Source organism: Micromonospora sp. WMMB482, from assembly GCF_019038635.1.
GTDB classification, from domain to species: domain Bacteria; phylum Actinomycetota; class Actinomycetes; order Mycobacteriales; family Micromonosporaceae; genus Micromonospora; species Micromonospora marina.
This window is the reverse complement of the sequence record NZ_JAHOPD010000020.1, coordinates 4,983,890-5,003,686: the sequence shown is the minus strand read 5'-3', so window position 1 is coordinate 5,003,686 and position 19,797 is coordinate 4,983,890. Positions and strand designations below refer to the sequence as shown.

The following is a 19,797-nucleotide window of genomic DNA, read 5'->3' as shown; positions in this document are numbered from 1 at the left end:
GTCCGGCGAGAGCCCGTCGTGGTCGGGCACGCCCTCCTCCCGCCACGCGCCCCAGGCCACCGACACCACGGGCGCCCGCCATCCGTGCGGGCTGCGCGCGTACGCGTCGAGGAACGCGTTGGCGGCCGTGTCGTCGGCGCGGCCCAGGCCACCGGCGAGCGCCGTCACCGAGGAGCTGAGCAGCACGAAGTCCAGCGGCAGGTCGCCGAAGACCGCGCGCAGCGCCAGCGTGCCGGTGACCTTCGGCAGCAGTTCGGCGGCCGCCTCGGCCGGCCGCGACCCGGCGGACAGCCCGGTGTCGGGCAGCCGCGCGGCGTGCACGATGCCGTCGAGTCCGCCGAGGTCGTCCTCGATGCCGGCGCGTACCGCCCGCAGCGCGTCCACGTCGGTGACGTCGGCGCGCACGTGGCGGACCTGCGCCCCGGCGCGTTCCAGTGCCTGGACCAGGTCCGGCCGGGCGGTACGGCCGACCAGGACCAACCGGGCGCCCCGGCGGGCCAGTTCGGCGGCGAACGCCCCGCCGATCCGGCCCAGCCCACCGGTGATCAGGTAGCGCCCGCCGTCGCGCACGACCGGCCCGGTACGCCCGCGTACCGGCGCCGCCGCGAACCCGCGGGTCCAGCGGCGCCCGCCCAGCCGCAGCGCGACCGCCTCGGCCCGCTCGGCGCCGAGCAGCTCGTCCGCCACCGCGTCCGCGCCCGGCTCGGCCGGGTCGGCGTCGACCCAGTGGCAGCGCAGGCCGGGGCGTTCCAGCGGCACCGAGCGCACCACCCCGGCGACTGTGGCGTGTTCCGGGCGCAGCAGGTCGGCGCCGGTGACGTCGGCAGTGCCGGCGGTCACCACGTCCAGCTCCACGTCGGTGTCCGGCAGCGCCTCCAGCAGCGTCAGCAGCGCGAGGTACCCGTGCTCCTGGGCCGCCGTCACGGCGTCGACGTCCGGGCCGGCCGGGTCGCCGTCGAGCGCCCACGCGTGCACGATCCGGGCGGCCCGGCCGTCGTCGGCGCACTCGTCGAGCAGGCGCTGGTGGTCGGCGACGCTGGTCGGGCGCAGCCGGTAGCCGTCCGGGCGGACCGCGAAGGCCGGTCCGGGGCGGACCACCGTGACGTCCGCGCCGCGCTCGCGCAGCCGGTCCGCGAGCGCCGTGCCGCGATCCCCGGCGGCGAACAGCAGCAGCGGGCCGGGTGCCTCCGCGGGCGCGGTGTCGGGCAGTTGACGCCAGACCGGCACCTCGACCACGCCGTCGTCGTACCGCTCGTCGGTGGCCGGTCCGGCGGGCGCGGCCACCGGTTCCGGGTCGATCCAGTACCGGGCCCGTTGGTACGGGTAGCCGGGCAGCGGCACCCGGCGCGGCGTGCCGGAGGCGGGCAGCGGCACCGGCACCGGCACCCCGGCCGCCCACAGCCGGCCCGCCGCCTCGTAAGCGGTCTGCCGGTCGGTCAGCCGCTCCCCCGGCGCGGGCAGCGTGCGCAGCGGCGCCCGCGCACCCGCCGGCAGGCTGAGCCGGGCCAGACCGGCGAGCTGCCGGCCGGGGCCGCACTCCAGCAGCAGCCAGTCGTCGGCGGCACCGGTCGCGGCGAGCGCGGCCACTGTGGCGCCGAACCGCACCGGCCGGCAGAGCTGGTCGGCCCAGTACGCCGGGTCGGTGATCTGCTCGCCGGTGAACGGCGCGGCGGTCGCGGCCGAGAACACCGGCAGGTCCGGCGCCCGGCGCGGCACCGCCGCCACGAGCGCCGCGAACTCGTCGCGCACCGCCGCGAGCAGCGGCACGTGCATCGCGTACGGCGACCGCAGCGGCGTGCAGCCGATGCCGCGTCCGCGCAGGAGGTCGGCGGCGGCGGCGACCGGTTCCGGCGCGCCGCCCAGCACGCAGGTCTGCGGGCCGTTGCTGATCGCCACCGCGACACCGTCGGGCAGCAGCGGCGCGATCTCGTCGGCGCCGCGCTGCACGGCGAGCATCCGGCCCTCCGGCGCGGCCTGGACCAGGCGTCCCCGGGCGGCGGCGAGCCGCAGCGCGTCCGGCAGGTCGAACACCCCGGCCACCGTCGCGGCGACCAGTTCGCCGACGGAGTGGCCGATCATCGCGGCGGGCGTGACGCCCCAGTGCCGCCACAGCGCCGCCAGCGCGTACTCGACGGCGAACAGCGCGGGCTGCGCCACCGCAGGTCCGGCCAGCCGCTCGTCCGCGCCGGACCCGGTGTCGAAAATCATCTCGCTGGCGTCCCAGCCGAGGATCGCGGCGCACTCGTCCACGGCGGCGGCGAACACCGGCTCGGTCGCGGCCAGCTGCGCGCCCATGCCGGGATGCTGCGCGCCCTGACCGGGCATGAGCAGGCCCACCCGGGGCGGCGTCGCGGCGTCACCGGCGGCCCGGCGCTTCGGGTCGGTGAGCGCCGCCGCCGCCCGGACCCGGTCGACAGCGACGACGGCGGCGCGGTGCCGGTAGGCCGGCCGGCCCTCCCGCAACGTGTACGCCACGTCGCGCAGCTCCACATCGGGCGCGCCGGTGAGCCGCTCGGCCAGCCGGACGCACGCCGCGGCCAGCGCGTCGGGCGTCGCGGCGGACACCTGGAGCAGTTCGCCGCCGCCGTGATCCGGCTCCGGGGGTACGCGCGGCGGCGCCTCCTGGAGCACCAGGTGCGCGTTGGTGCCGCCGAGGCCGAGCGAGCTGACGCCGGCCCGCAGCGGCTGCTGGTCCTCCGGCTCCCACTTGGTCAGCGTGGACACCACGTAGAACGGGCTCGCCTCGATGTCGATGTCCGGGTGCGGCCGGTCGTGGTTGACGGTGGGCGGGACGAGCCGGTGCCGCATCGACAGCACGGTCTTGATCAGGCCGACCACGCCGCCGGCCGCGCTGAGGTGACCGATGTTGGCCTTGGTGGAGCCGACGCCGCACCAGCCGCGCTCGGCGGTGCGCCGCCCGTACGCCGTGCTCAGCGCCGCCAGCTCGATCGAATCGCCGAGGACGGTGCCGGTGCCGTGCGCCTCGACGTACCCGACCGAACGCGGAGCGACGCCGGCGACGGCGAGCGCCTGCGTGACCACCTCCACCTGACCGGTGACGCTCGGCGCGGTGAAGCTCGCCTTGGCCGACCCGTCGTTGTTCACCGCATTGCCGATGACCAGCGCCCGGATGTCGTCGCCGTCGGCGAGCGCGTCGGCGAGCCGCTTGAGCACGACCACGCCGACGCCGCTGCCGTAGACGGTGCCGTCGGCGTCCGCGTCGAACGGGCGGCAGTGCCCGTCGGCGGAGGTGTAGCCCTCGTCGGCGACGTACCCGACGCCGTGCGGCAGTTCCACGCACACGCCGCCGGCGAGCGCCGTGTCGCACTCGCCGCTGCGCAGCGCCTCGGCGGCCAGGTGCACCGCGACGAGCGACGACGAGCAGGCGGTCTGCACTGTCATCGCCGGGCCGCGCAGGCCGAGCCGGAACGCGACGGTGCTGGCCAGGTAGTCGGGCTTGTTGCCGAGCGACACGCGCAGCTCACCCGCGTCCGCGAGCGCCCGCGGGTTCCGCCGGACGTTCAGCCACTGGTACAGGTCGGCGTTGCCGCCCGCGTACACGCCGATCTCGCCGTCGTAGCGGGCCGGGTCGCAGCCCGCGTCGATGAGCGCGGCGTGCGCGTGTTCCAGGAACAGCCGCTGCTGCGGGTCGGTCAGCTCCGCGTCGCGCGGGCTCATTCCGAACAGCTCCGCGTCGAACCGGTCCACGCCGTCGAGCACTGCCGCCACCGGCACGTACGCCGGGTCGTCGAGCTGCTCGGCGGTGACGCCCCGGGCCAGCAGCTCCGCGCGGGTGAACCTGGTGAGCGACTCGGCACCGACGACCAGGTTGCGCCAGAACTCCTCCGCCGACGCCGCCCCCGGTACGCGCAGGCTGAGCCCGACGATCGCGATCGGCTCCACTGTCTCGTTCGTCACGCCATGACCTCCGGCTCGGCCGAATCGCTGATGTGCAGGCGCAGTTCGCTGACGTAGCGGCGGCCCGCTCCGTCGGGCAGCCACGCCTGCGCGAGCGCGGGCAGCAGCTCCGACACGGTGACTGCCACGTCGTCGCCGCCGGCCCGCCGGGCGGCGCGCAGCAGCAGGCACAGCCGGTTGGCGTAGAGCGGGCTGGTCAGGTCCACGTAGGTGGGTTTGAGCTCGGTGGCCACGCGGACGAAGACCCGTTCCGGCAGGCCCAGCGCGGCCCGCCAGCGGCGTACCGCGAGGTAGCGCCTCGCCTGGTCGGCGGCGTCGGTCAGGCCGGTCGCCCCGACCGTGGTGCGCCACGTCTCCCGCGCCAGCACCAGCCGGTCGACTGTCACCCGGGGGCTGTGCGGGCGGTCGGTCATCAGCTTGAACGCGTCGCCGGCGTGCACCGCGATCAGGTCGGAGAACACCTCGACCAGCGGCCAGCGCGTGCCGTCCGGGCCGGTCGCCACCAGCACGCCGTCCGCCTCGGACACGATCGCCGCGTTCGCGGGCACGAGCCGGTCCCGCGGCGCGCCGGGCGCGTCGGCGAACGCGAGCCGGTGGTCGCCCGGCCCGTGCAGGGACGCGGACAGCCGTCCGCCCACGCGGGGGAAGTCGACCGGGTAGAGCGGGCGCAGCCGTCCCGGACCCAGGTCGGCCGCGTACGCGCGCCGCAGCCGGTCCAGGTCGGGGTGGCAGTGCGTGAACAGCTCGGCGTTGAACGTGGCGTACGCGGCGTGCAGTTCGCCGAGCACCGCCCCGAACTCGCCGGCGGCCAGTGCCTCCGGTGACTCGGCGAACAGTTGCAGGTCGGGGCTGTGCACCCGGCCCGCGCTCCAGCCGGGGCGGGTCGCCGGGAACCGGTCGGCCACCAGGGGCGCCAGCTCGGCCGCGCCGAACCGCAGACGGGCCGTCCCGGCGGGCAGTCCGGCCAGCCCGAGCACCCGCTCCCAGCGGGCGGCGAACTCGGCCGCGACCCGGTCCACCGGCCGGTCGCCGGGCCCGAACAGCGGCCCCTGCGCGACGAACCACAGGTCACCGAGCCGGACCGGCCCGTCGCCGCTGAGGTCGTCGTACAGGTCGCGCAGCGCGTCGCCGTACGCCGTGGCCAGTTCGGCGGTGAGCCAGCGCGCCGCCCGCAGCGGCAGGTCCAGCGCCGGGGCCAGCGAGTCGAGCAGTCCGCCGCCGACTGTGAGGTCAACGTCGCGTGCGGTCTCCTCGTGGCACAGCGCCCGCCCGGCGTAGTTCTGCCCGGCCCGGCGGCGCGGCGGCAGCCCGGTGAGCGCGGTGAACTCGGCGTCCAGCGCGGACAGCGCACCGGTGAGCGCGGCCGGGTCACCGGCGGCGTCGGCGACCCGGGTGCGGGCGGCGGCCAGCCGGTCCAGTCCGGCCAGCGCCCGCGCCCGGCAGTCCGGGTCGCCGATCGCGAGGATCCGCTCCCGCAGACGGTCCTGCGCGGCGAAGCCCTGCGGCAGGTCGAAGTCCCAGCGCAGCAGCCCTCGATCGACGAGCTGCGCGAGCAGCAGGAACCCCTCCTCGGCGCGGCGTACGCCGGTCCGCCCGTCGGCCACCAGGTCGTCGACGACGTCCCGGGCCGGGCGGGTGCCGTCGCACCGGCACAGCGCGATCGACTCGCTCAGCGACACCGGTTCCGGGCGCTGGGCGGGCCGGTGCACGACCCGGCCCTCCAGGTGTGTGTGCGGCGCCCGGACCGGGGCGAGCCACTGCCGGACCTGCGGGTCGGCGGCCAGGCGGTCGGCGTACGCGGCCAGCGCCCAGTGTTCGAGGTGGACGGCGCGGCGGCGGAGCAGCCCGGGGCCGGGCACGGCGGTGACGCCCGGCGCGCCCGGTGCCACGGTGCCCCAGCACACCGGCCCGAAGAAGCCGATGGTCTCGCACTTGGCGACGTAGCGCTGCCAGTACCCGGCGACGACGTTCTCCCGGCCCCGGCGTCGTACGTTGCGGGGTGCGTCCGGGCCGTCGCGGACCAGCCCGTCCAGCGCCACCAGCGCCTCCGGGTTCTGCCAGGCGACGGCCTCGCGGAACAGCGGGTCGGCCGCGATCCCGCACAGCGCCGCCGAGGACGCCCGGGTCGCGGTGGCGTACGCGGCGGTGAACGCCGCCTCGTCCAGGTCGCCGGTGAGGTGCCGGTCGGCGGCGTCGGCGCAGTCCGGCGCGGCGAACCGGTCCAGTCCGTCGGCGGGGAACCCGGCGCTGCGCAGCAGCACGTCCCGCCACACCGACCAGCCGGTGCCGCCGAGGGGAACCAGGTACGTCACCGCGGCTCCTCCTCCACCACCGGGCGGCGCTGGACCCGCTGACGGCGCAGCGCGCCCCGGCGCGCGGCCCGTTCCACCGCCTCGTCCTCGGCGTCCTCGCCCGGCGCGCTGACGCTGTCCAGGTACGCGGCGAGTGCGCGGACGGTCGGGTGGTGGAACAGGTCCACGACCCGCAGGTTCGTGCCGAGCAGCCGGTTGAGCTGCCGTTGCACGACGGCGACCGCGAGCGAGCCGCCGCCGACGTCGAAGAAGCTGTCAGTCGCGGCTACCTCCGGTACGCCGAGCACGTCGCACCAGACCGAGGCGATCCGCCGCTCGGTGGCGGTGGCCGGGCGGGCGGCGGGCACCCCGGCGCGGCCTCCGGCCCGGTTCACCCGGGCGGCCCGGGGCACGTCGTCGGCCGTCCCGAGCGGGACGGCGGTCCAGGCGGGCAGCTCGGTCACCGGCCGCTCCGGGTCGGCGGCGCCGGCTCGCAGCAACCGCTCGACGTCGGCGAGCACGTCGGTGACCAGGGCCTCGCCGTAGACGTCCGGGTTGAAGACGATCTCCACGCGCAGCCGCCCGTCCCGGGTGATGCCGTAGAGCGTGAGGTCGAACGGCGAGCCGGGCGCGGGCACCGGCACCGGCTCGGCGGCCAGGCCGGCCAGGTCCAGCCGGGGCTCGTCGAACGTGTACATGTTGAACAGCACCTGCACCAGCGGGCTGCGGTCGAGCAGACCGCCCAGGCCGAGGCCGCCGACGATGCGTTCCACAGGCGCCTCGGGGTGGGCGAGCGCGGCGAGCAGTTCCTCCCACGCGGCGCGGACGTGCGCGGCGAAGCCCGCCCCGGGCGTCTGGCGCAGCCGCAGCGGCGCGATCTCGATGAAGAAGCCGACCATCGGTTCGAAGTCGGCGGCCCGCCGGTCGACTGTGGGAGTGCCGACCACCAGGTCGGGCAGGCCGGCGCGCCGGGCCAGCACCAGCGCGAACGCGGCGAGCACGGCGGCCGCCGGGGTCGCGCCGAGCCCGGCGGCGAGGTCGGTGAGCGCGGCAGTGGCGGCCCGGTCCAGCCGGGTGCGCACCGTCGCGCTGGTGTAGGTCTGTTCGGCCGGCCGGTCCCGTCCCCCGGGTAGCCGCAGCACGACCGGTGCCCCGGTCAGGTGGTCGAGCCACCAGTCGAGGTCGGCGGCGGCGCGGCGCCGGGACCGGTCGGCGCGCCAGGCCACGTAGTCGCCGTACGTGGCGGGCAGCGGTGACAGCGGTGGCCCGTCACCGAGCGCCGCCCGGTACGCGGCGGCGAGGTCGGCGTAGAACAGCGACTGGGACCAGCCGTCGAACACGGCGTGGTGGGCGTACACGGCCAGCACGTGCTCGTCGGCGCCGGTGCGGATCAGCTCGGCCCGCCACAACGTGTCGGTGCCCAGCGCGAACGGCGTGGCGGCGCTCGTCGCGAGGTGGCCGGCGAGGTCGGTGCCCGGGCCGAGGTCGCGCACCGGCAGCGGCACCGGCTCGGACGGGTCCGCGACCGCGTACGGCACGCCGTCGCGCTCCGGGATCCGCCAGCGCAGGATCTGCTGGCGGTCCGCGACGGCGGTGAGCGCGGTGGCGAGCGCCGCGACGTCGAGCGGGCCGGTGAGCCGTTCGGCGAACGCGACGTTGTACGCCGACGCGGCGGCCGGGAAGTAGCGGTCGAGGAACCACAGCCGCTGCTGCGCGGGGGACAGCGCCGGTGGCCGTCCCCGGACGACGGGGGCCGGGCCGGTCCCGGCGGCGGCGTCGGCGCGGGCGGCGATGCCGCGTGGTGTGCGAAGGACCAGCACGTCCTCGACGGCGAGGTCGCGGCCGAGCCGCTCGCGCAGGTCGGCGACCAGCCGCATCGCGGTGATCGAGTGCCCGCCCTGGTGGAAGAAGTCGTCGTCGCGGCCGACCGCGGGCACGTCCAGCAGCGCGGCCCACGCCTGCGCGACGAGGCGTTCGGTGTCGGTGGCGGGCGGCTCGCCGGACGGGGCGGGGGCCGGTCCGGCGGCGTCGAGCGCGGCCAGCCGCTCGGTGTCGATCTTGCCGTTGATGGTGATGGGCAGCGCGGGCATGGTGTGCATCCGGGCCGGTACGGCGGCGGGCGGCAGCAGCCGCGCGCAGTAGGCGCGCAGTTCGGCCACGTCCAGGCCGGTCGCCACGTACGCGACGAGTTCCTGACCGCCGCCGCCGGCGCGGACCTGGACGCTGGCCAGGTCGACGTCCGGGTGACGGCGCAGCACTGCTTCGACCTCGCCCAGCTCGATCCGCTGCCCGCGGATCTTGACCTGCCGGTCGGCCCGGCCGAGGAACTCCAGGTTCCCGTCCGGCAGCCACCGGGCCAGGTCACCGGTGCGGTAGAGCCGCTCCCCCGGCCGGCCGGAGAACGGGTCCGGGAGGAACCGTTCCGCGGTGCGGGCGGCGTCGAACAGGTATCCGCGGCCCAGCCCGGGACCGCCCGCGAGCACCTCGCCGATCTCCCCCGGGCCCACCTCGCGCAGCTCGTCGTCGACCAGGTGGATGCGGTGGTTGGCGGCGGGCCGCCCGATCGGGATGGGCCGGGTCCAGTCGCCGCTGCCCTCGAACCAGGTCACGAGCACCGTCGCCTCGGTCGGGCCGTACACGCTGATGAAGCGGCGCCCGCCCGCGGTCCAGCGGCCGACCTGTTCCGGGCCGGTGGCCTCGCCGCCGGTGACGACCAGCCGTACGCCTGGGAGCCGCGCCGGGTCCAGCAGCGGCAGGATCGGCGGTGGCAGCACCACCACGTCGACGGACTGCTCGGCGCAGATCCGGTAGAGCCGGGTCGGGTCGGCCCGCTCGGCGTCACCGGCGAGCACGACCGTGCCCCCGGCGGCGAGCGGGGCGAGCATGTCGGCCACCGACGCGTCGAACCCGATCGACGCGAACGCCAGGCACCGGGTCGCGGCGTCGAACCCGGAGAACTCCGCGATGGACGTGACCTTCTCGGTCAGCGCCCGGTGCTCGATCACCGCGCCCTTGGGCTGCCCGGTCGACCCGGACGTGAACATCGCGTACGCCGTGGTGCCGAGCGTCGCCGGGGTCGGCTGCCAGGGCGCGGTCTCGGCGGGGACGTCCAGCACGGTCCGGCCGGTGAACGCCTCGGCAGCGGACGTACCCACGACGACGCGGAGCCGGGCCTCGGCGGCCAGTTCCCGCAACCGTCCGGACGGCAGGGCCGGGTCGAGCGGGACGTACCCGGCGCCGGCCGCCTGCACGCCGAGCAGCGCGACCACCAGGTCCGGGCGGCGGTCCACGCAGACGCCGACGAGATCGTCCGCGCCGACGCCGTGGGCGCGCAGCGACGCGGCCAGCGCGGCGGCCCGGCCGACCAGGTCGGCGTAGCTCAGCGTCAGGTCGCCCTGCACCACGGCCGGCGCGCCGGGACGCCGCCGGGCGCGCGCGGCCACCAGGTCGGGCAGGCACTCGTGCGGGTAGGGCAGCTCGGGGCCGGTCATCGTCGTGCCTCGATCCAGTGCCGGGTCCGCCGGAACGGGTAGCCGGGCAGCGGCACCCGCCGGCCGGGCGGCACGGGCAGGTCGGCACCGGCGCGCCAGGTGCGGACGGCTTCGTCGCCGTCGGCCGGTTCGCCGGCCGCGAGCGCGGTCAGCCGGCGCACCGCCTCCCCCGCGCCGGCGCAGGCGACCGCGTCCCGGTACGGCAGCCGCCGCCGTCCCACCGCGAGCGTGTGCGCCACGTCGGCCACCGCCAGGTCGCCGTCGGCCAGCCGGACAGCCAGCCGCCGGGCCAGTTCCCGCAGCGCCGCCGGGCTGCCCGCGGACAGGCCCAGCACCACCGGGCCGGGTGCCCCGGCGTCCGGTTCGTCCGTCGCGGGCGCGGGCTCGACGAGCACGTGCGCGTTGGTGCCGCCGAGGCCGAACGAGCTGACGCCCGCGCGCCGCTCCCCGGCCCACGGCCGGGTCTGCGCGTCCACCTCGGCGCGTGCGGCGGCCAGGTCGATGTCGTCGTGCGCGGCGGTGAAGTGCGCGGTGCCCGGCACCTGTCCGGTGCGGACCGCGTACACGGCCTTGATCAGGGAGATCACGCCCGCCGCGGCGTCCAGGTTGCCGAGGTTGCCCTTCACCGAGCCGATCAGCAGCGGGGCGTGGGCGCCTCGGCGTACCCGGGCCAGCGCGTCCACCTCGATCGCGTCGCCCACCGGTGTGCCGGTGCCGTGTCCCTCCAGGTAGCCCACGTCGGCCGCGTCCCAGCCGGCCGACGCCAGCGCCTCCGCCGTCACCGCCGCCTGGCCGGACACGCCCGGCACGGTGAAGCCGGGCCGGTCGGCGCCGTCGTTGTTCACCGCCCACCCGGCGAGCACGGCGTACACGTGGTCGCCGTCGGCGCGGGCGTCGGCGAGGCGCTTGAGCACCACCGCCCCGGCGCCGTTGCCGAACACCTGCCCGGTGGCGGCGGCGTCGTACGGGCGGCACACCCCGTCGGTGGCCAGCAGCCCGCCCGGCCGCAGCCGGTAACCGGCCTGCCGGGTGGAGACCACCGCCGCGCCGCCCGCGATCGCCACGTCGCAGCGGTAGTCCAGCAGGCTCTGCCCGGCCTGGCAGACCGCGACGAGCGAGGTCGAGCAGGCGGTCTGGACCGCCACGGCCGGGCCGGACAGCCCCAGCGCGAACGCGGTGCGCGTCGGCAGGTAGTCGCAGCCGGAGCCGGTGAGCGCGTCGTCCCAGTCCTCGGCGAGCGTGCCCGCCGCCGGGGCCAGCGCGGGATTGCCGAGCAGGTGGTGGTGCAGGTAGCGGTTGGGTCCGCATCCGCCGAACACGCCGATCTGGGCCGGGTCGCGGTCCGGGTCGATCCCGGCGTCCTCCAGGGCGTGCCAGGCGACCTCCAGGAACAGCCGGTGCTGCGGGTCGAGCAGCGCCGCCGCGGCGGCGGGGTAGCCGAACAGGTCCGCGTCGAAGCCGTCCAGGTCGTCGAGCCGCCCGAAAGCCGGTACCCAGTCCGGGCCGGTGGGCGTGCCCTCCACGGCGGTCCGGCACACCGAGTCCACCCCGGACAGCAGGTTGCGCCACAGCGTGGGCGCGTCGTCCGCGCCGGGTACCCGGCAGGCCAGCCCCACCACCGCGATCCGGTCGTCCTCGCTCACGTCCGTCCCTCCCCGCCGCCGGCGGCCCGCGCGGCGGCGCGGCGGGCCATCCGGCGTCCGGCCGCGGCCAGGCGGCCGTCCTCCGGTTCGCCCGCGGCGTCCCCGGGCCTCTTCAGGTACGCGGCCAGCGCCGCCACCGTCGGGAACTCCACCAGCCGGGCCAGCGGCACCCGGCGGCCGAGGTGTTCCTCCAGGTACCCCTGCACCAGTGCGAGCTGGAGCGAGTGCCCGCCCGCCTCGAAGAAGTTCACCAGCCGGTCCACAGTGGGCAGCCCGAGCACCGTGCACCAGCCGGCGGCGATCGTCTCCTCGACCGGCCCGGACGGCGGTCCCCCGACACCCGGCCGATCGACGTCCGGCCCTCCAGCGCTCGGGTGGTCCGGGTCGGGCAGGGCGGCCTGGTCGAGCTTGCCGGTCGGCCCGATCGGCAGCTCCGGCACCGCCACCACCGCCCGGGGCACCATGAAGTCCGGCAGCACGGCGGCCAGCCGTTCCCGCAGCGCTGCTGCTGCGACGTGCGTCCCGGCGGCGCCCACGACGTACGCGACGATCTCCTGCTCGCCCGCGCCGGACGCGCCCCGCCGCGCCACCACCGCCGCGTGGGCCACGCCGGGCAGCGCCGCCAGGCACGCCTCGATCTCGCCCAGCTCCACCCGGTAGCCGCGGATCTTCACCATCCGGTCGCCGCGGCCCAGGTAGACGAGCGTGCCGTCGGGCAGCCGCCGCGCGATGTCACCGGTCCGGTACGCGCGCACCCCGTCGTGCTCGGTGAACCGGGCCGCGGTCAGCTCCGGCAGGCCCAGGTATCCGAGCGCGACGTGCGGGGTCCGCACGACCACCTCGCCGGTGAGGCAGGCCGGGCGTCCGGCCGGGTCGGTCAGCACCACCTCGACGCCCGGCAGCGGGTGCCCGATCGGTACGACTGCGCGCCCCGGGTCGGCGTCCGGCGGCAGGTGGTGCTGCGCGGCGAAGCTGATCTCGGTGGTGCCGTACCCGTTGACGAACACCACGCCCGGCGCGAACGACCGCCGGGCCAGCGTCACGTCGTGCCGGGTGACCTCCTCGCCGCCGAGGACGACAGCGCGGACCGACGGCAACCGCCCGCGCTCGCCGAGGCTCGCCACCACGTACCGGAAGACGGTGGGGGTGGAGTGGTAGACGGTGACGCCGCGGTCGGCGAGCGCGCCGGTCAGGTGGCCGAGGCCGTGCGTGCGGACGTCGACCGGGACGGCGGCGGCGCCGGACAGCAGCGCGCTGAACGTGTCGGTGACCGCCATGTCGTAGCCGAACGAGGTGAGCACGCTCGTGCGGTCGTCCGGCCGGACGGCGAAGTTGCGCACGTGGTTGCGGACGCCGAACAGCACGTTGCGGTGGCTCTGCACCACGCCCTTCGGCTTCCCGGTGGACCCGGAGGTGTAGAGCACGTACGCCGGGTCGTCCGGCCGCGCGGGCCCGGCCGGCACCGGCACGGCGAGGTCGCCCGGACGTAGCGGCACCACCGGCAGCTCCCGCCCGGCGTCGGCGGCGAGCGCGACGGCCCGCCCGGCGTGGTCCGGGTCCGCGACGATCGCCCGGACGCCGGCGTCCCGCAGCATCGCGGCCAGCCGGGCCGCCGGGTACGCCGGGTCCAGCGGCACGTACGGCGACCCCGACGCCAGCGCCGCGAGGATGCCGGTGATCGTGGCGACGCCGTGGCGGCACAGCACCGCCACCGGCGCCGCCACGTCACCCGATGCGGCAAGCGCCTCGGCGGTCGCGGCGACTGCCGCGCCGAGTTCCCGATAGGTGACAGTCGCGTCGTCGGCGAGCACCGCCGGCCGCTCCGGGTACGCCCGCACCGCCGCCGCGAACGCGGCCGGGATGGTGTCGCCGTGTACCCGGCCGGCCTCGGTGCCGTCGCCCCCGTGCAGCCGCCACAGGTCCGGCGCCGGTCGCCGCTCGTAGCGGGCCGACGGCAGCACCCCCGCCGACGAGGCGTCCGGGTCGAGCGTGGACAGGACGTCGGCCAGGTCGGCGCGGAGGTCGTCGGCGTACTCGGCGGGCAGCCCGGACACGGCGACACCGGCCAGGTCGGCACCCACCTCGACGGTGGCGTCGACCGGATGGTCCGGCGGTGCCGGGCGCACCGACCGGCACAGCTCACGGATCGGCGCGTCCACGGTCAGGTCGAGCGTCACCGGGTCGTCGCCGTGCCGCAGCGTCACCACCGGAGATCCGGTGTACCGGCGTACCAGCAGGGCGGTGGCGGCGAGGACGACGGCGGCCGGGTCGACGCCCGCGGCGTGCGCCCGGGCGGCGAGCCGCGGCGGCAGGCCGAGCGGGTGCGGAGACGGGCTCACCGCTCGTCCAGGACGGCGGCGACCACGTCGGCGAGCGTGCACACCTCGGCGTCCGCCTCGGCGACCCGGAAGTCGTCCCAGTAGCTGCCGGTGCCGTGCACCACGATCTCGTACCCGGCCGGCACCAGGCCCCGGTCGACGGCGTTGCAGACGCCGGTCAGCGCCATCAGGATCGACCACTCCCGCAGCCGCTCCGGGTCGTCGGGCAGCGCCAGGCCGGCGTTCGCGAGCCACTGCCGGGCGACCGGGTAGCGCCGCACGCACTCGCGCCGCGACACCACGATGCCGTCGCCGCCGTGCCGTTCGACGAGCGCGTTCATCGCCGGGGAGGTCACCGGGCGGTGGGTGTAGAACGTCGGGTCGAGCACCTCGGCCGGGTCGTCGGTGACGGCCGGGAAGCGCAGGTCGGCGTCCTGCGTCCAGACGCCCCGGCTCTCGTCGAACGCGTACGCCGGGCAGCGGTCCCGCTCGAACGAGCCGTGGCGCAGGCTGAGCACCATGTCCGGCGTACCGAGGTGCTGCACGAGGAGGAAACCGGGCCGGTCGGCCGGGTCGGCGTCGCCGGCCGACTCCAGCACGTCGCGGCCCAGGTTGTAGCCGAGCAGGCCGAACGCGCTGGACACGGCATGGGCGTGCCAGCGCGCACCGGTGGCCGGTGACACGTCGGCCTCGAACGCGGCCCGGGCGGCGTCAGCGACCAGGTAGTTGCGCAGGTCGAGGGTGTACCAGAGGGTGACGCCGTGCTTGTCGTAGACGGTGGCGGCGTACTCGTCGACGAACGCGCGGCCGAGCGCCTTGACGCCCTCCGGGTCCGCGCCGGTGTAGCGCAGCAGCGGGTTGACCGCACGGGTCGCGGGATCGTCGGCGAGCGCGTCGTGGCGGAACTTGTGCCGGGTCGCCGCCGGCGCCAGCACCACGATGGACAACTGCTCCGGGGTCACCAGCCCGGCCGCGTACGCGCGGGCCACCGAGTCGCGCAGCGCGACGCCCTTGTTGCCGGAGGTCGGGGTGACGATGCACAGCCGCTCCCCGGTGCGCCGGATGTGCTCGACCGCGCGCGCGACGATCACCATCGAGGCGAACGTCTTCGTGGTCCGGGTGCCCGGGTTGGCGGTCAGGTCGAGCATCGTCAGGTCGTGCCCGCCGTAGTGGCCCAGCGGGGACCAGCTGACGGTGGCGGCGGCGTAGAACTCCCGCACCGCGGGGGTCAGCTCGGGCAGGTCGAAGCCGGGCGCGAAGCCGGGTGTGCCGGGCGCGTCGCCGGGGACCGCGCCGCACCGCCGCACCGCCGACGCGACGACCTCGTAGTAGTCGGTGATCATGTTGCGGGTGGCCGGGGTGGTCACTGTCATCGGGATTCCTCCAACACACTCCGGGCCGGCGCCGGCGGCACCGTTCGCAGATGGTCGCGCAGGGCGGTGAACCGGCCGGCGACCTCGGCCAGCTCGCTCGCGTGCCAGCCGCCGGCCAGGTCGGGCCGGTACGCCGCCAGCGCGGCCCGGGCACGCTCCGGGTAGCGGACCTGGCCGCCGCCGACCTCGACGCCGTCGCGGCGCCCGGCGGCGGTGTTCCAGGCGACCGCCTGCGCCACCGGCAGCTCGGCGGGCAGCCGCAGCTCGGTCCGGCCGCCGGTGAGCCGGACCGGGTAGCCGCCCGGCAGTCCCATCGGCCCGGGCAGGCTCGCCGTCACCTCGTCTCCGGTGGCGAGCGCCGCCACCAGGGCGGCCCCGGTGTGCCCGGCGAGCGCGTTCAGCTCCGGCCGGGGCAGCGCCCGGTAGCCGGCGAGCAGCCCGGTGACGTCCGGGACGGGCCGGCCGTCCAGCCAGGCGCGTACCTCGGCGGTGTCGTCGCCGTCCGGGCCGGGCGCGGCGAGGTGGGTGTGGTGGCCGAGCACCGCCAGCCGGCGCGGCCCGGGGCGCCCGAGCGCGGTGTCCAGGCACGCGGCGAGCGTCGCCACGTTGCCGAGGCCGCAGCGCACCGGCAGGTCCAGCGCGGCGAGCAGCGGGTTGACCGCGTCCGGGAACGCGCCGTTGACGAGCGTCGCGCCGGGCGCACCGTCGGCCAGCGCGGCGGCGAGCCGGGACACCAGCTCGGCCTGCAACGCCAGGGTCACCCCGAAGCCGGCCGCGGCGATCAGGTCCGTCCAGGCCGACGGCGCCGCCGCCCGCTCGTACGGCGACTGCGCGGACGCGGCGCAGACCAGCACGTCGGGCCGGAGCCGGGCCATCGAGGCGGCGTCGGCGGCGTACCCCTCCCCCGGTTCGGCGCCGGGCTCGGCGGTGAACGGCCGGGCGGTGACGGCGAGCGGGGTTCCGGCGACTGTGGCGCGTACCCGCGCGGCGCGGGCGAGCGCGTGGGCCGCGTCCGGGTCGCGGGCCAGGACCGTCACGCGCAGCGGCACCGGGGTGTGGATGGCGGCCAGGGCGTGGCACAGCGAGCGGGCCAGCCGGCCGGCGCCCACCACGACGACGTGCCGCGCGTCAGCGGGTCGGGCTGACATCGCGTCCCGCCTCGGTGACCCGGTCGACCCAGTCGGCGAACGACCCGGCGCGCAGGCAGCTCGCCGGGGACACCTCCAGCCCGGTCATCTCCCGTACCCGCAGCGCCATCCGCAGCGCGGTCAGCGAGTGCCCGCCGAGGGCGACGAACGTGTCGTCGTCGTGCACCGCGTCGACGCCGAGCGTGGCCCGCCACGCCTCGCGCAGCTTGTCGGTGAGGTCGCTGCCCCGGTCCGGGGCGGGTTCGGTGGACCGGGGCGGCGGCGGTGGCAGCTCCAGCCGGGCGACCTTGCCGTTGGGCAGGCGGGGCAGCCGGTCGACCAGGACGAGCTGGTCCGGGCGCATCGCGGGCGGCAGCGCCGAGGCCAGGTATCCCTGGAGCAGCCCGGTGGTCAGCAGATGGTCGGCGGGCTCGTCCCGGGGTGTCGCCGGCGGTGGCGGATCCTGCGGCCGTACGGCGTAGACGTAGCTGACGTCGGCGTCCGCGCCGACGTTCCAGTCGCCGATGTCGTGCACCTCGAACCCGGCCGCGCACAGCAGCTCGCGCACCCGCGGCGTGGTCACGCTGCTGCGCTCGACCTCCAGGCAGACCTGGCGGATGCGGGGCCAGTGCTCGGGGCGCAGCCCGCGCAGCACGCTCAGTTCGGCACCCTCGGTGTTGATCTTCAGCAGGTCGACGCGGTCCAGCCCGAAGCGGTCCAGCAGGTCCGACAGCGTCACCGTCGGCACCACGTGCGCCACCGGGGCGAGGCGGCGGCGGGCGTCGGCCAGGAGCGCGGCCTGTTCGGTCTCGTCGGCGTCGCCGCCACCGTGGCGGTAGTGCGACCGGACCAGGTCGGAGGCGGCGCCGGCCCGGTCGGCGCCGAGGCCGGACAGGTAGCTCAGCTCGGGGAACGAGGTCAGCTCGGCGGTGCCCGCCGCGTCGGTCACGGCGGCCTCGACGACCGACGCGGACCCGGCGTAGAGGCCGAGGTTGGCGCGCAGGTACGGCAGCGTGTCCGGGTTCGGCTCGACCGCTACCAGCCGCACGTCACGCGCCTGCCGGGACGCCCAGAGCGAGAACAGCCCGATGTTGGCGCCGACGTCGAGGACCACGGCGCCGTCGCCGACGCGGACACCGAAACGGGCGTACTCGGCCTGGTCGAAGATCTGCCGGTAGAGGAAGACCGCCTCGTCCGGCGACGCCGCGGTGACCGCCATGCCGTTCGGCAGCGGGAACCGCGGCAGCCCGCCGACCGCCGGGGCCCGCCGGGGCTGCGGCACCACGTACCCGACCAGGCGCGGGCCGTCGTCGGTGTCCGGGACGGTCACCACCACCGCGTCGTGCACGGCCGGATGCTCGCGCAGCACGGCGGCCACCTCGCCCGGCTCCACCCGGACACCCCGGATCTTGACCTGGTCGTCGGCCCGGCCGCGGAACTCCAGGAAGCCCTGCGGCGCGATGCGCACCAGGTCACCGGTGCGGTAGAGCCGCGCGCCCGGCCGCGCCGGGTCGGGGCGGAAACGCTCCGCCGTCCGCTCGTCGTCGCGCAGGTAGCCCAGCCCGACCGCGACCCCGCCGATCCACAGCTCACCGGTCCCGCCCTCGGGCACCGGCCGCAGGTCGTCGTCGAGCACATGGGCGGTGACGCCGTCGATGATCCGGCCGATCGGGGCGATGCTGCCCGCGTACGGCTCGGCGCAGTCCCAGTAGGACACGTTGATCGAGGTCTCGCTCGGACCGTACCCGTTGAACAGCCCGCACGGCAGCACCTCGCGCAGCCGCCGGACCAGCCGCATGTCCAGCGCCTCGCCGCCGCACAGCACCCGCCGCAGCGTGACGCAGCCGGCGAACTCCGGCTCGTCGAGCACGTGCCGCAACATGGTCGGGACGAAGTGCGCGGTGGTGACCGCCTCCCGCTGGATCAGCCGGACCAGCCCGAGGCTGTCGAACTGCAGGCCCGGCCCGGCGACGACCACGGCGCCGCCGGAGATCAGCGGGGAGAGGATCTCGTGCACCGACGCGTCGAACCCGATCGACGCCTTGTGCAGCACCCGGTCGTCGGCGGTGAAACCGAACCGGTCGTGGCCCCAGGCCAGCCGGTTGACCAGCCCGGCGTGGTGCAGCACGACACCCTTCGGCCGGCCGGTGGAGCCGGAGGTGAACAGCACGAGCGCGGCGTGATCGTCCGGCGGCAGCCAGCCGGTGCGATCGGTCAGGCCGGCCGGCGGCCCGGCCCGCGCGGTACGCACGTCCCGCCACCCGGTGGACGCGGGCGCCGCGACGGCGGGCGGACGGTCCGCGTACAGGACGAGCCGGGGCGCGGCCGCCGCGAGCATCTGCTCGGCCCGGCCCGACGGCAGCTCGGGGTCGACCGGCACGGCCACCGCGCCCACCGCGAGCGTCGCCAGCAACGACGTCACGTAGTCGGCGGACCGGTGCAGGTACAGGCCCACCAGGTCACCCGGCCGCACGCCGGCCCGGCGCAGCAGCCCGGCCGTCGCGCCCACCCGCTCCCACAGAGCCGCGTAGCTCAGCTCGCCGTCCGGGCCGACGACCGCGGGCCGGTCGCCGCCGGAACCGTCGGGCCGGTGCACCAGGTCGGTCAGGTAGCGCGGGCCGGACACCACGCTCACCGCGTCCTCGTCGCGACCGCGACGATCGCCATCCGGGGCACCTCGGCGACGAACTGCCCGTCGGCCCGGTAGACCAGCGGACGGGCCGGCACGTCGTCGCGGCCGAGCGCGGCCAGATAGCCGGTGTGGTCGAAGTGGCGGGTCAGCAGCCCCCACACCTCGTCGTCGGAGAGGGTCGCGAAGAAGTCCCGCACCCCGTACATGTCGCCGACGTAGTCGCGGATGCCCGCGTACGCGGACCCGGCGCTGTCGGCGCGCACGATCAGCGGGTCGTACAGGTCGACGACGCGTACCGGCAGCCCGGCCGCGGTGAACAGGCCGGTCAGCTCGGCTCGGCTGAAGTGCCGGTAGTCGTGGCCGCCGGCGGCGTGCGGGTGCACCACCTCGCCGAAGAACCCGGCCATCGGGCTGGACTCGTCGAAGTCGTGCAGCACGATCCGGCCGCCGGGGCGGACCACCCGGGCCGCCTCCGCGACCGCCTGCGGCCGCCGGGCGGCCGGGATGTGGTGCGTGCCGTACGCGAGCAGCACCGCGTCCACGCCGGCGTCGCGCAGGAACAGGAAGTGCGCGGCCTGGCGGACGGCGGGCAGTCCGTGCGCGAGCGCCTTGTCGACCATGTGGCCGGACAGGTCGCCGGTGATGAAGGCGAGTTTGGACTCGAAGCAGGCGGACTGGCTGCTCGCGGCGCGGGCCACCGTGCCGTCGCCGCCGAGCACGTCGAGGATGAGCGTCACCGGGGCGGCGGCATCCGGGGTGGCCAGGTCCAGCAGCCGCCGCATGCCGGTCCAGCGGACGAGCGTGTCCCGCTGGGCCCGGCGGTAGGAATCGCCCCGGCCGGTGGAGTCGGTGTCGAACTCGCTGACCGTGCCGGCCAGTTCCGCGAGTGCCTCGTCAGCGCCGGGACGCCCGAAGTCGAGCAGTTCGCGCAGTTGCGGGTGGAGGGTCGCCACGGTGTGCAGGTAATCGCGCAGGACCAGGGACGGAAGGTACGGCCGGCTCAT

General features: G+C 76.7%; 9 protein-coding genes (1 of these 9 running past the window's edge). All 9 read right to left on the bottom strand.

What is annotated here, in order from left to right; genetic code table 11:
* Tightly spaced (each overlapping or abutting the next), the 9 genes in view from KSK32_RS34635 to KSK32_RS24570 form a layout consistent with a single transcriptional unit that may run on beyond the window.
* Positions 1-3,918, bottom strand: partial view of an SDR family NAD(P)-dependent oxidoreductase gene (locus KSK32_RS34635; protein WP_289256386.1) — the 5' portion only. Its footprint begins 429 nt before the window's first position; 3,918 of the gene's 4,347 nt are visible here — the first part of the coding sequence; its start codon is at positions 3,916-3,918; its stop codon lies off the left edge, out of view.
* Positions 3,915-6,230, bottom strand: coding sequence for a lantibiotic dehydratase (locus KSK32_RS24605; RefSeq protein ID WP_216933330.1), 2,316 nt, complete (start codon positions 6,228-6,230; stop codon positions 3,915-3,917). Before KSK32_RS24605 ends, KSK32_RS34635 begins: the two co-directional genes overlap by 4 nt.
* Complete coding sequence (locus tag KSK32_RS24600) at positions 6,227-9,700, bottom strand: non-ribosomal peptide synthetase (protein WP_216933329.1); 3,474 nt, start codon at positions 9,698-9,700, stop codon at positions 6,227-6,229. The genes KSK32_RS24605 and KSK32_RS24600 overlap by 4 nt, the downstream gene beginning before the upstream one ends.
* Entirely contained in the window at positions 9,697-11,343 is a 1,647-nt protein-coding gene (locus tag KSK32_RS24595; protein ID WP_216933328.1) for a beta-ketoacyl synthase N-terminal-like domain-containing protein, read from the bottom strand. The genes KSK32_RS24600 and KSK32_RS24595 overlap by 4 nt, the downstream gene beginning before the upstream one ends.
* Positions 11,340-13,682, bottom strand: a complete 2,343-nt coding sequence (locus KSK32_RS24590) for a non-ribosomal peptide synthetase (protein ID WP_216933327.1) — start codon at positions 13,680-13,682, stop codon at positions 11,340-11,342. Before KSK32_RS24590 ends, KSK32_RS24595 begins: the two co-directional genes overlap by 4 nt.
* Complete coding sequence (locus KSK32_RS24585) at positions 13,679-15,034, bottom strand: DUF6002 family protein (RefSeq protein WP_216933326.1); 1,356 nt, start codon at positions 15,032-15,034, stop codon at positions 13,679-13,681. Before KSK32_RS24585 ends, KSK32_RS24590 begins: the two co-directional genes overlap by 4 nt.
* A complete protein-coding gene (locus KSK32_RS24580; protein WP_216933325.1) occupies positions 15,031-16,182 on the bottom strand; it encodes a potassium transporter TrkA in 1,152 nt (383 codons plus the stop codon). Before KSK32_RS24580 ends, KSK32_RS24585 begins: the two co-directional genes overlap by 4 nt.
* Entirely contained in the window at positions 16,163-18,796 is a 2,634-nt protein-coding gene (locus KSK32_RS24575; RefSeq protein WP_289256385.1) for an amino acid adenylation domain-containing protein, read from the bottom strand. Before KSK32_RS24575 ends, KSK32_RS24580 begins: the two co-directional genes overlap by 20 nt.
* The gene (locus tag KSK32_RS24570) at positions 18,793-19,797 is read right to left on the bottom strand and encodes a class I SAM-dependent methyltransferase (protein WP_216933324.1); all 1,005 of its coding nucleotides are present in this window, start codon (positions 19,795-19,797) and stop codon (positions 18,793-18,795) included. The genes KSK32_RS24575 and KSK32_RS24570 overlap by 4 nt, the downstream gene beginning before the upstream one ends.

Bases quoted from the DNA above. Each gene is read 5' to 3' on its own strand.
- KSK32_RS24600 (WP_216933329.1), bottom strand. From the start codon at position 9,700: ATGACCGGCCCCGAGCTGCCCTACCCGCACGAGTGCCTGCCCGACCTG.
- KSK32_RS24585 (WP_216933326.1), bottom strand. From the start codon at position 15,034: ATGACAGTGACCACCCCGGCCACCCGCAACATGATCACCGACTACTAC.
- KSK32_RS24580 (WP_216933325.1), bottom strand. From the start codon at position 16,182: ATGTCAGCCCGACCCGCTGACGCGCGGCACGTCGTCGTGGTGGGCGCC.
- KSK32_RS24570 (WP_216933324.1), bottom strand. From the start codon at position 19,797: ATGAGCCGGCCGTACCTTCCGTCCCTGGTCCTGCGCGATTACCTGCAC.